Here is an 18,284-nt window from a genome sequence, read left to right as displayed (position 1 = left end):
CGCCGCAATGGCGAGACAGGGTGAGGAAATCGATGGCGTCAGTGCGCGGCAATGCCGGCCAGCGGCGCTTGCACCGCGGCGCGCTCGAAGCGGTCGATCGCGAACGCATCGAGCGAAAGCGAAGGCGCGCCGTCGAGCACGAGTTCGGAAACGAGGCGCCCGCACGCGGGCCCGAGTTGAAAGCCGCTGCCGCAATAGCCGAACGAGTAGTAGAGATTCGCGGCGCGCCGGCTCGCCGAGATGATCGGCAGCGAGTCGGCCGTGAACGCTTCCACGCCGGCCCATGCGCGGTTCACGCCCAGATGGCGCAGATGCGGAAACAGATCGACGACGGTCTGCGCGCTTTTCACGAGCCGCATGAAATCGACTTCGCCGTGCCGCCCCGGCAGATCCGCGATGCCGATCAGCTTGCCGCCGATCACCACCGTGCCGTTGTCGAACTGCTTGAACGAGAGCGGCCGGCCCGTTGCGCCGAGCGTCGCGCGGCAGAACGGCGCCACGCGGTGCGTGACCATCAGCATGAGCCCTTCGGGGTGCACGGGCACCGGCTCGCCCGCCTGGCGCGCCAGTTCGCCCGACCACGCGCCCGCCGTGACGAGCAGCTTGCGCGCGGCAAAGGTGCCGCGCGGGGTTTGCGCGATCCAGCGCTCGCCGCGCGGCTCGATGTGCGTGACCGCCGTGCCTTCGTGAAAGCGCGCGCCGTGCTTTTGCGCGGCGAGGCGAAACGCCGTGGTGGTGCGAAAGGGCAGCGCATAGCCGTCGCGTTCGACCCAGATGCCGCCCGTCACGTGCTTCGCCAGTGCCGGTTCGAGTTCGAGCACCGTCTCGCGGTCGATCAGCTTTTCGTGCGTGAAGCCGTGCGCTTCGAGCAGCGCGACGCGCTCGCGGCACTCCTCCAGTTCGGCCTCGGTCTCGGCAATCTTCAGTTGTCCAGAGGGAACGAAACCGCCGTCGTGGCCGATGGTGTCGGGCAGCGTGTGCCAGACTTCGCGCGACATGAGGGCGAGCGGGATCTCGGGGAGCGGGCGGCCGAGCGTGCGCACGCCGCCCGCGTTGACGCCCGACGAATGGCGGCCCACGTAGTCGGCTTCGAGCACGATCACGCTTGCGCCGCGCCGCGCCATGTGAAAGGCGCTGCTCGAACCGTGCAGGCCGCCGCCGATCACGAGCACGTCCGCTTCCTGCAGGGCGCTCGCAGGGGGAGTTCGGACGTCATTCACCGGCGAGTTCTCCGAGCGTGAGCGGTTTGATCGGCGGGCGGATGCGGTAGTAGCCCACCTCGGCTGGCGGCACCCTGCGCGCCTCGGCGATCACTTCGGTCACGGTGAGGCCGCACATGCGGCCCTGGCACGGCCCCATGCCGCAGCGGCCGAACGACTTCGCCTGGTTCGGGCCGAGGCAGCCGAGGCCGACGAAGCCGCGCAACTCGCCCGCCGTCACTTCTTCGCATCGGCAGACGATGGTGCTGTCGGCGGGGATGCGGTTCGCATCGCGCGGGCGGTAGAGGCTGTCGAGGAACGGACGGATGCGCATTACGCGCTCGAGTTCCGCGCGATGGGGGCCCGCCTCGCGATCGCGCGCGGCGGCATCGATCGAGCCTAGCTGTGCGGCGGCGGCGAGCGCCGCGAGTACACCCTGTTGCGCCGCGGCCTGGGCGCCGCCGATGCCCGCGCCGTCGCCCGCCACGAAGATGCCGGGCACGTCGAGTTCGCCCCATGCATCCGTTTGCGGTGTGAAGCAAAGCTGCCCGTTGTCCCAGCGATGCGTGGCGCGCAGCGCCTGCGTGAACTGCGTGTTGGGCACCACGCCCTGGTGCAGCAGGATCACCTCGGCTTCGATGCGGTGCGCGCGGCCTTGCGACGTGAACGTGAGCGCTGCCGCGCGCTGCACGCCGTCGCTGCCCTGACGGCCTTCCACGGCGAGGTCGTCGGCGGATTCGAAAATGGGCACCCTGGCCTCGCGCAGCGTGCGGATCAGGTGCAGGCCCTTGCTCAGGAACGGCCACGAGCGCAGCGCGGCAAGCAGGTGGCGTTTCGCGCGCCAGCGGTCTTCGTGGCGCGTGGTGTCGACGAGCGCGCGAATCGGCACGCCTGCCCGGACGTATTGCCAGCCGAGCAGGTAGAGCAGCGGCCCGCAGCCCACGAGCACGGGTGGCGAGGCGGGCACTTCGCCCGCGCTCTTGAGCAGGATTTGCGCGGCGCCCGCCGTGAGCACGCCGGGCAGGGTCCAGCCCGGAATGGGAAACGGCCGCTCCAGCGCGCCGCTCGCGAGAATCACGCGCTTTGCCTGGAAGCTGCCGACCTTGCCGTCCTTGAGGTAATGAACGGCATGCTCGCGCGTGACCTGCCAAACGCTGGCATGGGCGACATGGCGCGCGCCGGAATGCGCGAACGCCTGGACGATGGTGTCGCCTGCCGCGTAGTCGGGTCCGAGTATCGCCTTGCGGCGTGCGTCGGCGCGGCCTATCGCGCGATAGATCTGGCCGCCCACGGCGTCCTGCTCGTCGATCAGGACCACTGAGAGTCCGGCACGCGCCGAACGGGTGGCCGCGCTCATCCCGGCGGGACCCGCGCCGACCACGACGACATCGACGGCTTGCGCATTGAAATCGGCTTTGGCATCGCCTTGATAATCACCGGGCATGAGCGTTCTCCTCGAGCGTGCCGGCATGCGTGCCGGGTTCGGGCGGCAGGTCGCGCGCGCCTTCCTGTGAACGGATCTGCATGCCCGCGCGCACGGGCACCATGCAGCTCTGGCGGCTCGGCACGCCGTCTATCTCCACGAGGCATTCGAAACATGCGCCCATCATGCAGAACGGCGCGCGCGGCGCACCCGAAACGGGCGTCGCGCGAAAGCGCGATACGCCCGCGGCGAGCAGCGCGGCGGCGACGGAGCGGTCGGCAGGCACGGACAGCGGCTGGCCGTTGAACGAGATATCGACGCGCGTTTCGGCGTCGGAGAGCGTCTTGAACAGCGGCGCGGGCGCCTGGGTAGATTGGGCTGTCATGGCGGGATTAGTGAGCGAGGATCGGTTCGGCAGCCGCGTCGGTCGCGAAGCGGCGTGCGGAGAAAGCGGGCAGTTCGGCGGGCATCGGGCCACCCGTGATCCAGGGCGCGATGCGCAGCGCGTGGGCCGCGGCGAGCGTCACGCCGCTATGGCAGGTGACGACGAAGGCGCCCGGATGCGCCTCGGACTGGTCGTAGATCGGAAAGCCATCGGGGCTGTACACGCGCAGCGCGGCCCACATGCGCACGAGCCGCACATGGGCGAGCATCGGAAACGCACGTACGCCGCGCGCCGCGATCTGGCGCAGGATCGGTGTGGTGGTGAAGTCGTCGAAGCCGGCTTCTTCCATCGAGTCGCCGAACTGCACCGTGCCTTCGTCGGTCTGCCGCACGTTGATGGTCGGGTAGCGCAGAAACGGCGCGACGCGCTCGCTCACGAGCACCTGGCCGCGATTGGGCGCGACGGGCGCATTCAGGCCCACGTGCGGGGCGAGCACGCGATTGCCGAGGCCGGCCGCGAGCACGACGCGCGCAGCGTGGTACACGCCACGCCGGCCTTGCACGCTGAATCCACCCGGCCCGGCGACGATACGCTCGGCGCGCTCGCCCGAGACGAACCGTACGCCGCGCCGCTGCATCGCGACATGCAGTGCGCGCAGCAGCTTGAGCGGGTTGACGTGGCCATCCATCGGCGTATAGCTCGCGCCGACGACCGCGGGTCCGATGCCGGGCAGCCGTTCGCGCAGATCTGCATGATTTAGCAGTTCGAACGGATAATCGCCGATCTCGGCCTGCAAGGTGGAGAGCCGTTTATGGCGCTCGGTGAGTTCTTCGACCGAGAAGCAGATGTGAAAGCCGCCAGGCTGGCGCAGCGCGACGTCCACGCGCGCCTCGTCGGCGAGGCTTTGCGCGAGCAGCGGCCAGCGCTGCGCCGAACTGCGCGACCAGCGCGCGTAGGGCGAAAGCCCGTAGCCCTTGCCCTGAATCCAGACGAGGCCGAAGTTGCCGCGCGAGGCGCGAAAGCCGCCGTCGTCCTCGTCGAGCACGGTCACGCGCGCGCCTTCGCGGGCGAGCCCGTAGGCCACGGCGGAGCCGACGAGGCCGCCGCCGATCACGAGCACGTCGGGGCTCGCGGGGGAGTTCTGTGTCATCGGGCTTCTCCGATCAGGATGCGGTCTAGCCCAACCATGCGGTCGAGCAGCAGCATCAGCAGGATCGTGCCGACGATCAGCACCGCCGACACCGAGGTGACGAGCGGATCGATCGTCTGCGCGATCTGGTTGTACATCGCGACGGGCAGCGTGGTGGTGCCGGGCGTCGCGACGAAGATGGTCATGGTGAGCTCGTCGAAGCTCTGGATGAACGACAGCACCCAGCCGCCCGCCACGCCCGTGCGGATCATCGGCAGCACCACGCGGCGGAATGCCGTGAAGCGGCTCGCGCCACAGGAAAGCGCCGCGCGCTCGGCGTCGCGATCGAGGCCGACTGCCGAAGAAAGCGCGAGACGCAGTGCATACGGCAGCACGATCACCACGTGCGCGGCGACGAGCGCCCAGAACGACCCGTTCAGGTTGAGCAGCGAGAGAAAGCGCAGGAACGCGATGCCAAGCACGACGGCAGGAATCATCATCGGCGAGAGGAAGAAGCTCACCAGCGCGCCGCGGCCTGCAAAGCGGTAGCGTGCGATGGCGAGCGCGGCGGGCACCGCGAGCGCCACGCCGATGGTGGCGGCGGCGAACGCAAGGCGCACGGAGAGCCAGAACGCCGAGACGATGTCGCCGTTTTGCCAGATCGCGCGGAACCAGCGCAGCGAAGCGCCGTCGAACGGCATCGAGATATAGCCCTTGTCCGTGAAGGCCACGAGCAGCACCACGACGATCGGCGCGAGCATGAAGGTCAGAAAGAGCGCGTTGAACGCGAGCCCGAGGAATCCGTTGCGTTTCATGGCGGGGCCCCTTCAGTCGAAGATATGCTTGAAACGGCGTTCGGCGAGACGGCTGCAGCCCATCACGATCGCCACGTTGGCGATCAGCAGCAGCACGGCAATGCTTGCGCCCAGCGGCCAGTTCAGGGTGCCGAGGAACTCGTCGTAGGCGGCCGTGGCGACGACCTTCAGGCGTCGTCCGCCGATCAGCGCGGGCGTGGCGAACGCGGAGGCCGAAAGCGCGAACACGATGATCGAGCCCGAGAGCACGCCCGGCATGATCTGCGGCAGGATCACGCGGCGGAACACGCGCAGCGGTGAGGCGCCGAGCGAGCGCCCGGCCCATTCCACCTGCGGGTCGAGCTTTTGCAGCGTCGCCCAGACCGACATCACCATGAACGGCACGAGTACGTGCGTGAGCGCGATGATGGTGCCCGTCATGGTGAAGACGAGACGAATGGGTTCGTCGGTGATATGCAGTGCCTGCAGCGCGTTGTTGAGCACCCCGTTATTGCCCAGCAGGATTTGCCAGCCGAGCGTGCGCACCACCACCGAGATCAGCAGCGGGCCGAGCACGATCAGCAGGCAAACCGATTGCCAGGGCCTGCGCATGCGCGCGAGCACCAGCGTTTCGGGCACCCCCAGCACGATGGATAGCAGCGTGACGGCGAACGCGAGTCCGGCCGTACGCAGGAAGATTTCGCCGTAGTAGGGATCGCTCAGGACCTCAAGGTAATTGGTGGCGGTCCAGCCGCGTTGCACACCCGCGATGTCGCTGAACACATGAAACGAGAGCACGAAGGTGAGCAGGAGCGGCACCAGCAGCAGCGCGAGAAAAAGCAGCAGCGCGGGCGCGGAGAGCAGCCACGGCGCGGCGCCCGCGCGCGAGTCGTCAAGCGTCGCCATGGGTGCCCTCCCGCGTGAGCACGCGCAGATCGTCGTCGGTCCAGGCGAGGCCCACTTCGTGGCCTTCCTCGGGCGGCGGCGCGCCGTGGTTGGGCTGGGCGACATGCAGCTTGCCGAGCGGGGTTTCCACGGCGAGCAGCCACTGGTTGCCCACGAACACGCGTGTCGTCACGCGCCCCGTGAGGCGCGCGTCGCCGTTGGCCAGATGCACTTTTTCAGGGCGGATGTACACGTTCACGGCACCCGCCACCTCGCGGCCTTCGTGCGGCACGTGGAGCATCGTCCCGCCTACCTCGACCTCGGCGCAACGCGGATTGCGGCGCAGCACTTCGCCCTCGAACGTATTGGTGCGGCCAAGGAAGGTGGAAGCGAAGGGCGTGGCCGGGCGCTCGTAGGCATCGAACGGCGTGCTCAGCTGCGCGATGGTGCCGCGGTGCATCACGGCGATGCGGTCGCTCATCGTCATCGCCTCCACCTGGTCGTGCGTGACGAGCAGGGTCGTGATGCCAAGGCGTTTCTGGATCGCGCGCAGTTCGATATGCATCTCTTCGCGCAGCTTGGCGTCGAGATTCGACATCGGCTCGTCGAGCAGCAGGAGTTCGGGCTGCATGGCCAGCGCGCGGGCGATCGCCACGCGCTGGCGCTGGCCGCCCGAAAGCTCCTTTGGGTAGCGCGCGTCGAGCCCGCGCAGACGCACAAGTTCCAGCGCCTCGGCGATGCGCTCCGCGCGTTGCGCGCGCTTCATCTTGCGCATCTCCAGACCGAAGCCCACGTTACCGGCCACGGTCATGTGCGGAAAGAGCGCATAGCTTTGAAACACCACGCCGATGCCGCGCTTCTCCGGCCGCTCGTGGGTGATGTCGCGGCCGTCGAGCATGATGCGGCCCGTGCTCGGCGTGACGAAGCCCGCGATCATCTGCAGTGTCGTCGTCTTGCCGCAACCCGAGGGACCGAGCAGTGAGAGAAACTCGCCGCGCTCGACCGTGAGGTCGAGCTGCTCGATCGCCGTGAAGTCGCCGTAGCGCTTCGAGATGCCTTGCAGGGTGAGGAAGCTCATGAGCGTCGGTCCTCGTTGTGCGTTGGGTGCGGGGCGAGGAGCGCGCGCATCAGCGCTCGACCGAACGGTTCCAGCGCTCGGTCCACTCGGTGCGATGCTCGTTGATGGTGCTCCAGTCCATCGCCGTGAGCTTCGCGATCTGGTCAGGACCGTACGGCACGCGCGCGGCCACTTCCGGCGTGAGCCTGACGGTCTTGTTGACGGGGCCGAGGCCGATGTCCGCCGCCTGCTGCGCCTGCACTTCGGGGCTCAGCAGGAACTGGATGAACTGCTGCGAGAGCTGCGGCTGCGCGTTTTGGGCGACGGAGCACGCGGCCACCTGCAGCGCCACGCCGCCTTCCTTCGGGTAGATGAACTTGAGCGGGAAGCCGGTGTTTTGCAGTGCCACCGCGCGGCCGCTGCCGTAAGGCGCGATGATCACGTCGCCGGACTGCATGAGGCCGTCCATTTCGCCGGGCGTGGGTGCCCACGAAAGCACGTTGGGCGCGACCTGCTTCGTCATGGCCTTGAAGCCGGGGTCGATGTCCTTCTCGCCGCCGCCGTTCAGGCGCGCGAGCATCACGAGCGTATGCAGGCCGTAAGTGTTGGTGATGGGCGGCACGCCGAGCTTGCCCTTCACGCGCGCGTCTTCGAGCGACTTCCACGAATCGGGCGCGGGCAGGCCGAGCTTTTTGAACGCCTGTTCGTTATAGCCGATGCCGGTCGCCACCATGCCCACGCCCACGGCGGTCGGGCCGATGTGCGCGAGCGGATAGAGGTCCTTCATGAGCGGGGCGTCGTCGAGCTTGCCGCACAGGCCGAGTTGCATCGCCTGATACATCGGGCCGTCGTCCATCACGGCGACGTTGATCTGCTCGTGGCCCTTTTGCGCCTGGAGCTTGGCGAGCGTGTCGCTCGAATTGCCCGCTACGTACACGATCTTGACGTCATGCGCCTTTTCGAACGCCGGGATGATCTTCTGACGATAGAGCTGCTCGTTGGAGCCGCCGACGTTGGCGACATACAGCGTGGTTTCGGCCTGGGCGAGCGTGGCCGCGGCGAGCGTGCCGGCGACGGCGAGTGCGACGAATGCGGCTTTGGGAGGGAAGGTTGAACGACGGCGCATCGCGGCTTTCATGACGACGATCTCCATTCGAATGTGGGGAGCGGCGAACCGGACAGTGCGCCGATGCATCGCAGTCTGTGCCGGGCTGACCATATCGTCCAATACGAATAAAATGCCAACCTATACGGGAATGATATGGACCAGGGTTAGGCCCTGGCGCATGGACCAGGCTCAAATCAGGGTTAAGCCCAGGAGAAGCCACCTTGGATCTGAAGCACGTCGAGGCGTTTCGCGCAGTGATGGTGTCAGGCTCGATGACGGCCGCCGCGAAGGCGCTCTACACCTCCCAGCCCAACGTGAGCCGCCTGATCGGGCAACTGGAGCGCGAGACCGGGCTTACGCTGTTTCAGCGCGTGGGCATCCGCCTGATTCCCACGAGCGAGGGCAATGCGTTCTTTCGCGAAGTCGAGCGCGCGTATGTGGGCCTGCAGGGACTCAGTACCGCCGCCGCGCAAATCCGCAATCTCGGCAGCGGGCGTTTGCGCATCGCCGCCATGCCTTCCGCGGGGCTCACGCTCGTGCCACACGCCATCGACAAGTTTCGCCGCCTCTTTCCGGGCGTGACGGTCTCGCTGCACGTGAATACGTCGGGCACGGTGAACCACTGGACCGGTTCGCAGTTCTGCGACCTTGGCGTGGCGGTGTACATCAGCGAAGCGTCGAACTGCGAGGTCGAACTGCTTTCGAAGGTCGCGGCCGTCTGCGTGATGCCGGCTTCGCATGCGCTCGCGAAGAAGGCCATGATCCGGCCCGCCGATCTGGAAGGGGAATCGTTCATCTCGCTGTGCCACGGCGACGGCACGCGCACGCAAATGGACGAAGTGTTCCAGCGCGCAGGCGTGGAGCGCGTGCTCGCCATCGAGGCGCAGTACACGGCGATCTGCTGCGAGATGGTCCGCTGCGGCATGGGCGTGACGCTCGCGCATCCCATCGTCGCGCGCGATTTCGCGGGGCCGGACATCGCGATCCGGCCGTTCTCGCCGGCGGTGCTGTTCCCCACGTACCTGCTGTTTCCGCCGAACCGGCCGCGCGAGCGTCTCGTGGCCGAATTCGTCGAGGTGCTGCGCGAACACCACGACGGTTTGATTGCGCAGATGAAAACCGCCGATCGCGAGCCCGCGCGCAAACGCGCGAAGAAAGCGGCAGCTTGAGGCGCGCGATCAGGCGTCGCTTTTCGCGCCGCGCTTCTTCTGCGCCGCGTGCTCCACGAGATGCTCGACCATGCGCTGCGCCGCCGGCTGAAGCGTGTCGAACGCACGAAAGCAGACGATGAAACGCCGCCGGGCCCAGGCGTCGGTGAGGGGAATGGTGTGCACGTCCAGGATGCGCCGGTAGGTGTTGCTCACCTCCTGGGGCACGACGCTGATGCCGAGGTTGGCGGCCACCACGCGAAACGCCGCATCGAGCGTCGACACTACCGCGCGATAGGCGACCGTGCGCCCGCTGCGCGCCGCCGACTGCCGCAGCATCGTATGCACGGCCGTGGAGGTCGGCAGGCCTACGTGCTCGTAATCGAGCGTGTCCTCGAAGGCGATGGTGCGGCGTTTCGCGAGCGGGTGTTCGGGATGCACGGCGAGCACGAGCCGGTCTTCGCGCCAGGGACGCGATTGCAGTCCCCCGAGTTCCACGTTGTCCCAGCACACGCCTAGCGAGGCCGCGCCATCGCGCACGCGCTCCACGAGTTCGTGCGAGGTGCGCTCTTCCACGTTCACGCGGATGTTCTTGTACTCGGGCAGGCGCATGAACGACGCGAGATCGTCGAGCAGGGCCTCGGCGATCGCGGACGCCGAGGCGCACACGCTCACGCTGCCCGAGAGGCCGCTGCCGAGCGCGGCGACGTCGCTGGCCGCGCGCTCGAGCGTGAAAATCACGCTGCGCGCATGCTCGAGCAGCGCCAGGCCCGCCGCGGTGGGCTGCACGCCACGGCGCGAGCGCGTGAGCAACGGCACGCCGAATTCGCTTTCAAGCCGGGCGATGCGCTTGCTGATGGCGGAAGGCTCGATGTGCTCCTCGCGCGCGGCGCGCCCCATGTTGCCGTGCTCGCACACGCTCACGAGAAGGCGCAGGGTCTTGAGGTCGATGTCGTGCACGGTGTCTCCTTGCTGCGTTTTTTGTGTTTCCGTATTGGAATCTTGAAGCTTCCAAAATACCGCTTTATGTATTTTGCGGAATGCCTAAAGTTAGCACATCGCTGGAGACAAAAACGGAGACACTTTCATGCCCCCATTACCTCAGTGGGCCCAGACGCGTGCCGTGATACGCGAAGTCGGCCTGCGCGACGGCCTGCAGAGCATCCAGACGGCGCTGCCCACCGAACACAAGATCGAATGGATCCGCGCCGCGCACGAAGCCGGCCAGCGCGAGATCGAGGTGGGTTCGTTCGTCCCTGCGCGCCTCCTGCCGCAACTCGCGGATACGGCGGAGCTCGTCGCTTACGCAAAGACGCTGCCGGACCTCTTCGTCTCGGTGCTCGTGCCGAACCTGAAAGGCGCCGAGCGCGCGCTGGAGGCGCAGGCGGACCTGCTGCTCGTGCCCCTTTCCGCGAGTGAGGCGCATACCCTCGCGAATCTGCGCAAGACGCCCGATGAAGTCGTGGCCGAAGTGGCGCGCATCCGCGCCGCGCGGGACGCCAGCGGCGCGAAGACGCTGATCGAAGGCGGCATCGGCACGGCGTTCGGCTGCACGCTACAAGGGCGCGTCGAGCCCGCCGAGGTGCTGCGCTGCATGCAGGCGCTGCTCGACGCGGGCGCGGACCGCGTGAGCCTCGCCGACACCGTGGGCTACGCGAACCCCGCAGCCGTGCGGGAACTCTTCGAAGCCGCGCGCGAGATCGCGGGCGAGCGGCTGTGCTGCGCGCACTTTCACGACACGCGCGGCCTCGCGCTCGCCAACGTCTATGCGGCGCTGGAGGCGGGCGTCACGCGCTTCGACGCCACGCTCGGCGGCATCGGTGGCTGTCCACATGCGCCTGGCGCGAGCGGCAATGCATCGAGTGAAGACCTCGCGTTCATGCTCGCCGACATGGGCATCGACACCGGCATCGACATCGAACGGCTGCTGGCGCTGCGCGCGCGCGTGGCCCAGTGGCTGGCGGGCGAAACGCTGCACGGCACGCTCTGGCGCGCCGGTCTGCCGAAGACCTTTGGCGCAATTGCGCACCATGCCTGACTAGTTTGAGATCCTTATGAATACGCAAAACCGTTTGCCGCTCGAAGGCGTGCGCGTCGTCGAATTCACGCACATGGTCATGGGCCCCACCTGCGGGATGATCCTCGCGGACCTGGGCGCCGAAGTCATCAAGATCGAACCCCCCGGCGGCGACAAGACGCGCAACTTGCCCGGTCTCGGCATCGGCTTCTTCCGCTCGTTCAACCGCAACAAGAAGAGCGTGGTGCTCGACATCAACACCGAGTCGGGCCGTGCGGCAGCCGTCGAGCTGATCGGCGAGTGCGACGTGATGCTCGAAAACTTCCGACCCGGCTTGATGGAAAAGCTCGGCCTCGATTACGTCACACTCTCGCAGCGGTACCCGCGCCTCATTTACGTCTCGCACAAGGGCTTTTTGCCCGGCCCTTATGAAAAGCGTCTCGCGCTCGACGAAGTCGTGCAGATGATGGGCGGCCTCTCGTACATGACTGGACCTGCGGGGCGCCCGCTGCGCGCGGGGACGTCGGTGAACGACATCATGGGCGGCATGTTCGGCGCGATCGGCGTGCTGGCCGCGCTGCGCGAGCGCGACGCGACCGGGCGCGGCCAGGAGGTGCAGAGCGCGTTGTTCGAGAATTGTGTGTTCCTGAGCGCGCAGCACATGCAGCAGTACGCCATGACGCACGAAGCGCCGCCGCCCATGCCTTCGCGCGTGTCGGCCTGGAGTGTGTACGACGTGTTCACGCTTGCCGAGGGCGAACAGCTTTTCATCGGCGCGGTGAGCGACAAGCAGTTCGTGACGCTGTGCGACGTGATCGGCTGCCCGCAGCTCGCCGACGAGCCGCACTTCGCGAACAACGCCCTGCGCGTGGCCGTGCGGCCCGAACTGCTCGAACGCCTCGGCGCCGTGCTCGCCACGCAGCAAGTGGCCGAACTCATGCCGCGTCTCGAAGCGGCCGGCATTCCGTACGCGCCGATCGTGCGCCCCGACCAGTTGCTCGATGATCCGCACCTGAAGGCGAGCGGCGGACTCGTGCCGATGCAGACCGACGACGGCGGCACGACCGAAGTCGTGCTGCTGCCGCTCATGATGGGCGGCCGCCGTCCCGGCGTGCGTCAACCGCTGGCAAAGGTTGGCGAGCATACCGAAGCGGTGCTGGCGGCCCTGAAGTCACACGCAGCGCCCTGAGCCCACGGCAGACGAAATAGCAGCAGGTTCGCAGTTCCACCGCCGGTCTGCCATACGGTTGCGCGTGCCACGAGTCATCTGAAGCTCGCACGCGCCGCGCGCTTGCGGACCGGCGTTCACAGGAATGACGCCCGGCGAGGCGTCGTCACGGAGACAAGCATGCAACGAACCCTCGGCGCGGACGTCCCGCTCGACGCCGTCACGGCCCTACCCGCAGGCAATCGCGCAGCAGCAGCGCTTTCCGCGCGGCTCGACCGCTTGCCCGCCACGCGCCAGCTCTGGATGCTGGTCATGTTGATCTCGCTGGGCGGCTTCTTCGAGGTCTACGATCTCATCTTCACGGGCTATATCGCGCCGGGCATGGCAAAAAGCGGCATGCTGCAAACCACCACGCATGCATTCTTCGGCTTCAACGGCATCGGGGCCTTCGTGGCCGCGACCTTCGCGGGTCTGTTCATCGGCACATTCTGCTTCGGCTGGCTGCCCGACCGCTTCGGACGACGAAGCGTTTTCACCTTCTCGCTGCTCTGGTATTCGGTGGGCTCGGTGGCGATGGCGTTTCAGCATACCTCGCAGGGGCTGATCCTGTGGCGTTTCATCACCGGCATCGGTGTGGGCATCGAGATCGTCACCATCGACAGCTATGTCACGGAAATGGTCCCGCAGCAGATGCGCGGGCGCGCCATGGCACTGAATCAGGCGATCATGTTTTCGGCAGCGCCCATTTCGGCGTTGCTTTCGTGGTGGCTCGTGCCGCAGGCGCCGCTCGGTCTCGACGGCTGGCGCTGGGTCGTGCTCGCCGGCTCGCTCGGTGCGGCGATCGTGTGGTTCGTGCGCCGCGCCGTGCCGGAAAGCCCGCGCTGGCTCGTCGCGCACGGTCAAACCGGGGCGGCCGAGCGGGTGATCGCGCAGATGGAGCAACGCGCGGCGATTGAAAGCGGCAAGCCCTTGCCGGAGCCTTCGCCGACGCTCGTGCTGCCCGCGCACCGGCGCGCATCGCTCGCGGAACTCTGGAAGCCGCCGTATCGCTCGCGCCTCATCATGCTGATCGCGTTCAACCTGTGCCAGGCCGTGGGCTACTACGGCTTCGCGAACTGGGTGCCCACGCTCCTGATCGGGCAGGGCGTGACCGTTACGAAGAGCCTGCTGTATGCGGTCGTGATCGCCATTGCGCTGCCGTGCGGGCCGCTGCTCGCGATGCTAGTGGCCGATCGCATCGAGCGCAAGTGGCTCATCGTCGGCTCGGCGTTCGCCGTGATCGTGTTCGGGTTGCTGTTCTCACAGGCGCGCGGACCGCTCGCGTTGATTTCGATCGGTGTCCTGATCAGTCTGGCGGGGCAGACCATATCCGTGTGCTATCACGCTTACCAGGCCGAGCTTTTCCCCACGGCAGTGCGTTGTAGCGCCAACGGTATCGTCTATTCCGCGAGCCGGGTTGGCGCGATGATGTCGGGCTTCATCATCGCCGCGTTGCTGCGCGATTTCGGCGTGAGCGGTGTGTTCGCCGGCATCACCGTGTGCATGCTCGCGGTGATGATTTCGATCGGCGGCTTCGGGCCGCGCACGAATGGCGTGCGGCTCGAAGAGCTTTCGGCGTGAGGGGAAAGGGAGAGCGGCGTGCCGGCCGGCACGCCCGCTTGGGCAGCGCTCAGGCTGCGGCGATCACGTCGATGCGCAGCGTCGGGCCGCCTGCCGCGATTTCCAGCAGGCGATCGACGTTCGGGTGTGCGCCCGGACGGTTGCGCGCGTCGGCGGTGTGCTCGGCGAACACCGCGAGGCCATGCTCGGCGGCGTTGGAGTCGAGCGTGCCGAAGGCTTCGCGCAGATAGTGGTAGACCGCGAGCGAGCCCTGCTTGCCGGGCTTGTTTTCGATGCTCGCGGCGATGTTGCCCTGAGCGTCCACGAGATCGATGCGCTCGATGCCGTCGATGCCCGGCAGCAGTGCGAGATTGTCCTTGAAGGCGGCGCCCGGTTGAATTGCTTGAATCACTGAAAACACTCCGTTGGTTCGAAAAATGGCTTTTGCGGAGCCGTATCTTAGCTGATCGGGGCGGGCACCGCCGCGCATCAGGCGGCGTTGGCGCTCTGTAGCACGCTTTCGATTGCGGTGGCCACGCCCAAAGCGTGCGCGTCGCTTTCGGCGAGGCCCGCCACGCTCAAGCCCAGGTGCGTTGCTGCGCGGCGCGCACGGCAGCGACACCGCGCAGCCGTCGTGGAAACTCACCACCGAGGGATTGCGCAGCGCGAGCGCGTTCGTTGCCACGGAGTGCGCCGGATCGGCTTCGAGTGCCGCGATGACGGGTGGCACGATGGACACGGTCGCCGTGAGGAAGGCAGTGAAGCTCACGAGCGCGGCGCGCGCCTGTGACATCGCGGCGGCGCTCGCCGATCCACCCAGGCGGATGCACGCGAGCACGTGCGCGTAGTGGCGCTGAGCATGCGCTTGGAGCCGGCTGCGCTGCGTCGCGTAGGCCTCGATCGGCGAGAAGCCGATGCAATTGATGGCGGGCAGCGCTCCAGCAGTGGCAGGTGCAGCGTGGCAACCTGCATACCCGCTCGCGAGAGGCGCATGAGCGTGGCTTCTCAGGTGTGGGCGACATGCGCGTCCATACCTTCGGTCAGCTTTACGACAGACCACGCGACCTGGGCATGATGCCCGATGGCTCCGAATGCGCGCTTCGATATCCGCTGTTGGTCACGGCTGAAAATGCCGGTCGCACGCGCGTGCATTGGCGATTTCACCGACAATGTCATACATGCGCTGGGCCCGCAATGGCTCGTCATTCAAAATGTGCCTCGAATGAATGATCAACGTCGGATCCGGTCGCGCGCGAGTGTATCGTCGGCAACGGACATGAACTGTCCCCAGACATCAAGCTTTTTGGAGGTTGGGCGCCAATGTAAGCGAGCCGCTAGCTAACGCTCCCATATGAATTGCATCACCGGTCATAAATTCTGAGTCTGCCGCGCGATTGGAGGGCGGTGCAAGTCCGCTGCACTGAAGGCGCAGCGAGCCACATCGACCCTGAGCCGGTCGCACACCGGCGGAAGGCGGCCGGGATGCGTCGGGATGACAGGCATCCGATGCGATGGGCGCCGTTGACTAAACGGGAGCTCGGGCATCCCGGAGGCAACGCACCTCGCGGTCGCGCAACTCATTTCGACGATTACCTCGCCTTCATTGAAGTAGAAACACCCGGCTGCACTTTCTGAAATTCGCGATGGGATCCCGGTCTACGTTTGAGCACTTGCTGGGAAGCGCAAAGCTAGTGCCATCCCGCTCCGAGTACCTGCGAGATGTACAAGGCGCCCCAAACCGGCAACAGCCTATCCTGCGATACCGAATTTTCCGTGCGCTATTTGTCGTTCGGCGTAAACGTTTTGCGCGGAGCGTTCTGCAACCGCGTGTACGCCTGTTCAGGCCCTGCACTATTCTGCACAAGCGACTGACTAAGCCGCTGTCCAGAGGTCGCCCTCGGCCGTCATTGAAATGCGTATGCCTATGCGTAGAGGCCGCGTAACCCGTACGCGAAGATTTCGGCTCAGTGGTCAACGCCCTGCCTGATGCGTGCGTACTGTTGTGCGTATGTCGTGCGAGTGAACGTTCACAGGATTTCCTCGATGGTGTGCGTAGCAGGCCGGCTGGCGAGTAACACGCGATAGAATTGACCGACATCATCGGTGTTCGATCTGCTGCGTTTTCGCGTCTCCTGATCTTCCCGTGTCGATGCACTTATGTTGTGTATGCGCGATCGATGTCTGCGCGTGATCCGTGGCGATGGGGCGCGGAGAGAGCCTGCCTGGCCGGAGCAAACCGGGATGCGTCGCGCGAGGGTGTTGCAAGTGTATGACAGTGCGAAAAAGTGCATTGTTCTCAGCGGTTCCCATTGCTTCCCATGCGTTCCGAAATGGGCTCGCGTGCAAAAAGATGGGGTTGACGGGTGCGCTTACAGTGCGCAGGATGGTGTGAGGATCATTCGTAACGGCGTGTGTGAAGGTGTGCGCAGGAGGACGTTAATGCCTGTCGCGAAGGTTTATACGAAGTCGCAATGGGAAGCGTTTGCCAGCGCACTTGATGCGCTTCCTGAAAGGCCCGAGACCGAACGCCTGGTCTCGATGCGCGATGCCATGAAGGAGATGCGTGCGCGTGTGCGCGCGGCGCAGGCGAAGGGCTACACCCTGGAGCAGATTGCGGAGCAGGCAAAGCCGCACGGCATCGACATCACTGCAAACACCATCCGTTACGCGTTGCGCGTGGCTGCGAAAGGAAGCGCATCTGCCAACGGCGCGCGCGCGCCTGGACAGACAGGCGGACCGACGGCGCGCGCACCGGATCCTGAGCCTCGCACGATTCAGGTCCGCAAGCAAGGGGGAAAGGCCGTAACGAGACAACCCATGCCGGTGCAGGGCGCGCTCGGATTTGCAATCCGGCCCGACACCGACGATCTGTAGGGAGTGGCAATGGACACGACAGTCAATCCCATCTATCTCGTCGGAGGTGGTAAGGGCGGTGTCGGCAAGAGCGTGGTTGCGCTTGCGCTCGTGGATCATCTGGAACGCCGGGGGGTCAATACCGTGCTGGTGGAAAACGATACGTCGAACCCGGACGTGATGCGAGCGGTTCACGAGGAAATCGATTGTGCTTCATTCGATCTGGACAAAGCTGGTGGGTGGATCGACTTCGTGAACTACTGTGACGGGCACCGGGACGCCGTCGTGGTGGTCAGCACGGCGGCACGCAACCAGGATGGCGTCGCGCGGTACGGCGCGACACTCAGCAGTACGCTCGGTGAACTCGGACGGAGGCTCGTCGTGTTCTGGGTCATCAACCGGCAGCGCGACAGTCTCGAATTGTTGCGACAGTTCAGTGAGACGTTCCCGGATGCAACGGTGCATGTCGTGCGCAACGGCTACTACGGCGCGCCCGAGCGCTTCGTGCTCTATCAGGATTCGAAGCTGCGCAAAAGCGTTGAGGCAAAAGGCCGGTCACTTGATTTTCCGGAACTTGCCGACCGGGTCGCCGATGATCTGCGCAGCCAGCGTCTGTCGGTACGCAAGGCGGTCGAGACGCTGCCAATCGGCCAGCGCGCGGAACTGCTGCGCTGGCGAGCATGCTACGACGCGATGTTCAGGCAGGTGACGGGCGATGCGTGAGCGGCGCTCGCAGCGTACCGGCTCGCCAGATCCGCTCGCACGGCTTTTTCTCGAAGTAAGCGGCGAGCCACCCGACGACAGGAGCCTGCTGCGCATGCGCCGTGTGTCGACGGCGCTGAATCTGCGTGACAACGATGCTCTCTGGTCGGTGCTGGCGGTACTCGAATACTACACGCGACTTTATGAAGCGATGCCTGAGCGCATCCGGGCGGCAGGCGCGGGCGGCGTCGATACGGTGCGGGCAGAGGCGCACGCGGCGACACAGGCGCTGATGATGCAGCATCGCGACGCGCTCACGCGTTGCAAGGAAACGATCAGGCTGGCGGAGAAAATGACCACCGAGCACGAGATGCGCTACCGGGCGGCGCTTGCAGCGCTAAACGACGAAGCACTGGCGGCGCTCACACAACGGGCGGCGAGCCGCATCGCGCGTGTTGCCGGAAACCGGCTCGTGGGGGCGATGCTGGTGACAGCGCGTGAACAGCGGCAACGGCTCGATGCGGCGCTCACATCGTTCGAGCAGTCCACCATGCGGCGGTTGATGCGAGCGTGCTACGGGCTGTTGGCGTGCGGACTGCTTGTGATACTGCTGGCGGCGGGCGCCGGCGGCGTGGTCGGTTGGTGGGCTGGTGCCCATTGGGGGGCGGCAGGGCGATAGTCGTCGTTCGGGCGCACGAGCCATACCTCGCTGGTATCGTCCTCGACCGCGGCGCGGTAAATCGCGAAGCACGTCTGCGGCCCACGCGGCCCAGGCGGGCTAGACTGCTGTGTCGTGGTGCTCCAGCCCGTCGGCATG

Annotated in this window: 17 protein-coding genes; 7 read left to right on the top strand and 10 right to left on the bottom strand. The window is 66.4% G+C overall.

Translation table 11 applies throughout. The features are described 5' to 3' along the window. Positions 1-38: 38 nt before the first annotated feature. From ACOJB8_RS10125 to ACOJB8_RS10090, 8 genes are read right to left on the bottom strand one after another with little or no spacing between them, the layout of a single operon-like run. Complete coding sequence (locus ACOJB8_RS10125) at positions 39-1,220, bottom strand: NAD(P)/FAD-dependent oxidoreductase (protein WP_475012364.1); 1,182 nt, start codon at positions 1,218-1,220, stop codon at positions 39-41. Next, positions 1,213-2,643, bottom strand: a complete 1,431-nt coding sequence (locus ACOJB8_RS10120; RefSeq protein WP_475012362.1) for an FAD-dependent oxidoreductase — start codon at positions 2,641-2,643, stop codon at positions 1,213-1,215. Before ACOJB8_RS10120 ends, ACOJB8_RS10125 begins: the two co-directional genes overlap by 8 nt. Beyond that, the gene (locus ACOJB8_RS10115) at positions 2,633-3,007 is read right to left on the bottom strand and encodes a (2Fe-2S)-binding protein (RefSeq protein WP_475012361.1); all 375 of its coding nucleotides are present in this window, start codon (positions 3,005-3,007) and stop codon (positions 2,633-2,635) included. The genes ACOJB8_RS10120 and ACOJB8_RS10115 overlap by 11 nt, the downstream gene beginning before the upstream one ends. A 7-nt stretch (positions 3,008-3,014) precedes the next feature. Then, entirely contained in the window at positions 3,015-4,157 is a 1,143-nt protein-coding gene (locus ACOJB8_RS10110; protein WP_475012359.1) for an NAD(P)/FAD-dependent oxidoreductase, read from the bottom strand. After that, a complete protein-coding gene (locus tag ACOJB8_RS10105; protein ID WP_342921975.1) occupies positions 4,154-4,951 on the bottom strand; it encodes an ABC transporter permease in 798 nt (265 codons plus the stop codon). Before ACOJB8_RS10105 ends, ACOJB8_RS10110 begins: the two co-directional genes overlap by 4 nt. 12 nt (positions 4,952-4,963) lie before the next feature. After that, a complete protein-coding gene (locus ACOJB8_RS10100) occupies positions 4,964-5,836 on the bottom strand; it encodes an ABC transporter permease (RefSeq protein ID WP_133179416.1) in 873 nt (290 codons plus the stop codon). After that, entirely contained in the window at positions 5,823-6,893 is a 1,071-nt protein-coding gene (locus tag ACOJB8_RS10095; RefSeq protein ID WP_475012357.1) for an ABC transporter ATP-binding protein, read from the bottom strand. Before ACOJB8_RS10095 ends, ACOJB8_RS10100 begins: the two co-directional genes overlap by 14 nt. Positions 6,894-6,942: 49 nt before the next feature. Beyond that, a complete protein-coding gene (locus ACOJB8_RS10090; RefSeq protein ID WP_475012355.1) occupies positions 6,943-8,010 on the bottom strand; it encodes an ABC transporter substrate-binding protein in 1,068 nt (355 codons plus the stop codon). 191 nt (positions 8,011-8,201) lie between these two features. Between ACOJB8_RS10090 and ACOJB8_RS10085 the strand changes: the two genes are divergently transcribed. Beyond that, positions 8,202-9,149, top strand: a complete 948-nt coding sequence (locus tag ACOJB8_RS10085) for a LysR substrate-binding domain-containing protein (RefSeq protein WP_475012353.1) — start codon at positions 8,202-8,204, stop codon at positions 9,147-9,149. 9 nt (positions 9,150-9,158) lie between these two features. Here the strand turns inward: ACOJB8_RS10085 and ACOJB8_RS10080 are convergent, their stop codons facing one another. After that, positions 9,159-10,088 carry a LysR family transcriptional regulator gene (locus ACOJB8_RS10080; protein ID WP_475012351.1) on the bottom strand — a complete coding sequence of 310 codons (930 nt, stop codon included), beginning with the start codon at positions 10,086-10,088 and terminating at the stop codon, positions 9,159-9,161. A gap of 127 nt (positions 10,089-10,215) precedes the next feature. On the opposite strand from ACOJB8_RS10080, the gene ACOJB8_RS10075 reads away from it, so the two are divergent. The 3 genes from ACOJB8_RS10075 to ACOJB8_RS10065 all read left to right on the top strand — a co-directional run bounded on the left by ACOJB8_RS10075 (position 10,216) and on the right by ACOJB8_RS10065 (position 13,933). Further along, positions 10,216-11,166 carry a hydroxymethylglutaryl-CoA lyase gene (locus tag ACOJB8_RS10075; protein WP_475012349.1) on the top strand — a complete coding sequence of 317 codons (951 nt, stop codon included), beginning with the start codon at positions 10,216-10,218 and terminating at the stop codon, positions 11,164-11,166. 16 nt (positions 11,167-11,182) lie between these two features. Further along, a complete protein-coding gene (locus tag ACOJB8_RS10070; RefSeq protein WP_475012347.1) occupies positions 11,183-12,334 on the top strand; it encodes a CaiB/BaiF CoA transferase family protein in 1,152 nt (383 codons plus the stop codon). A gap of 159 nt (positions 12,335-12,493) precedes the next feature. After that, the gene (locus tag ACOJB8_RS10065) at positions 12,494-13,933 is read left to right on the top strand and encodes an MFS transporter (RefSeq protein ID WP_475012345.1); all 1,440 of its coding nucleotides are present in this window, start codon (positions 12,494-12,496) and stop codon (positions 13,931-13,933) included. Between the two features lie 49 nt (positions 13,934-13,982). Here ACOJB8_RS10065 and ACOJB8_RS10060 read toward each other — a convergent pair whose 3' ends face one another. Beyond that, positions 13,983-14,402 (bottom strand): DUF2322 family protein, encoded by a 420-nt coding sequence (locus tag ACOJB8_RS10060; protein WP_475012409.1) that lies wholly within the window; start codon positions 14,400-14,402, stop codon positions 13,983-13,985. 1,949 nt (positions 14,403-16,351) lie between these two features. Here ACOJB8_RS10060 and ACOJB8_RS10055 point away from each other — a divergent pair. From ACOJB8_RS10055 to ACOJB8_RS10045, 3 genes are read left to right on the top strand one after another with little or no spacing between them, the layout of a single operon-like run. Beyond that, the gene (locus ACOJB8_RS10055) at positions 16,352-16,786 is read left to right on the top strand and encodes a hypothetical protein (protein WP_475012343.1); all 435 of its coding nucleotides are present in this window, start codon (positions 16,352-16,354) and stop codon (positions 16,784-16,786) included. 9 nt (positions 16,787-16,795) lie between these two features. After that, positions 16,796-17,488 carry a nucleotide-binding protein gene (locus ACOJB8_RS10050; RefSeq protein ID WP_475012408.1) on the top strand — a complete coding sequence of 231 codons (693 nt, stop codon included), beginning with the start codon at positions 16,796-16,798 and terminating at the stop codon, positions 17,486-17,488. Next, a complete protein-coding gene (locus tag ACOJB8_RS10045; protein WP_475012341.1) occupies positions 17,481-18,146 on the top strand; it encodes a hypothetical protein in 666 nt (221 codons plus the stop codon). Before ACOJB8_RS10050 ends, ACOJB8_RS10045 begins: the two co-directional genes overlap by 8 nt. Positions 18,147-18,284 lie beyond the last annotated feature (138 nt).

This window comes from Paraburkholderia sp. BR10141 (genome assembly GCF_056155635.1).
The sequence above is the reverse complement of the archived record's forward strand: the minus strand, read 5'-3'. Positions and strand labels throughout refer to the sequence as shown.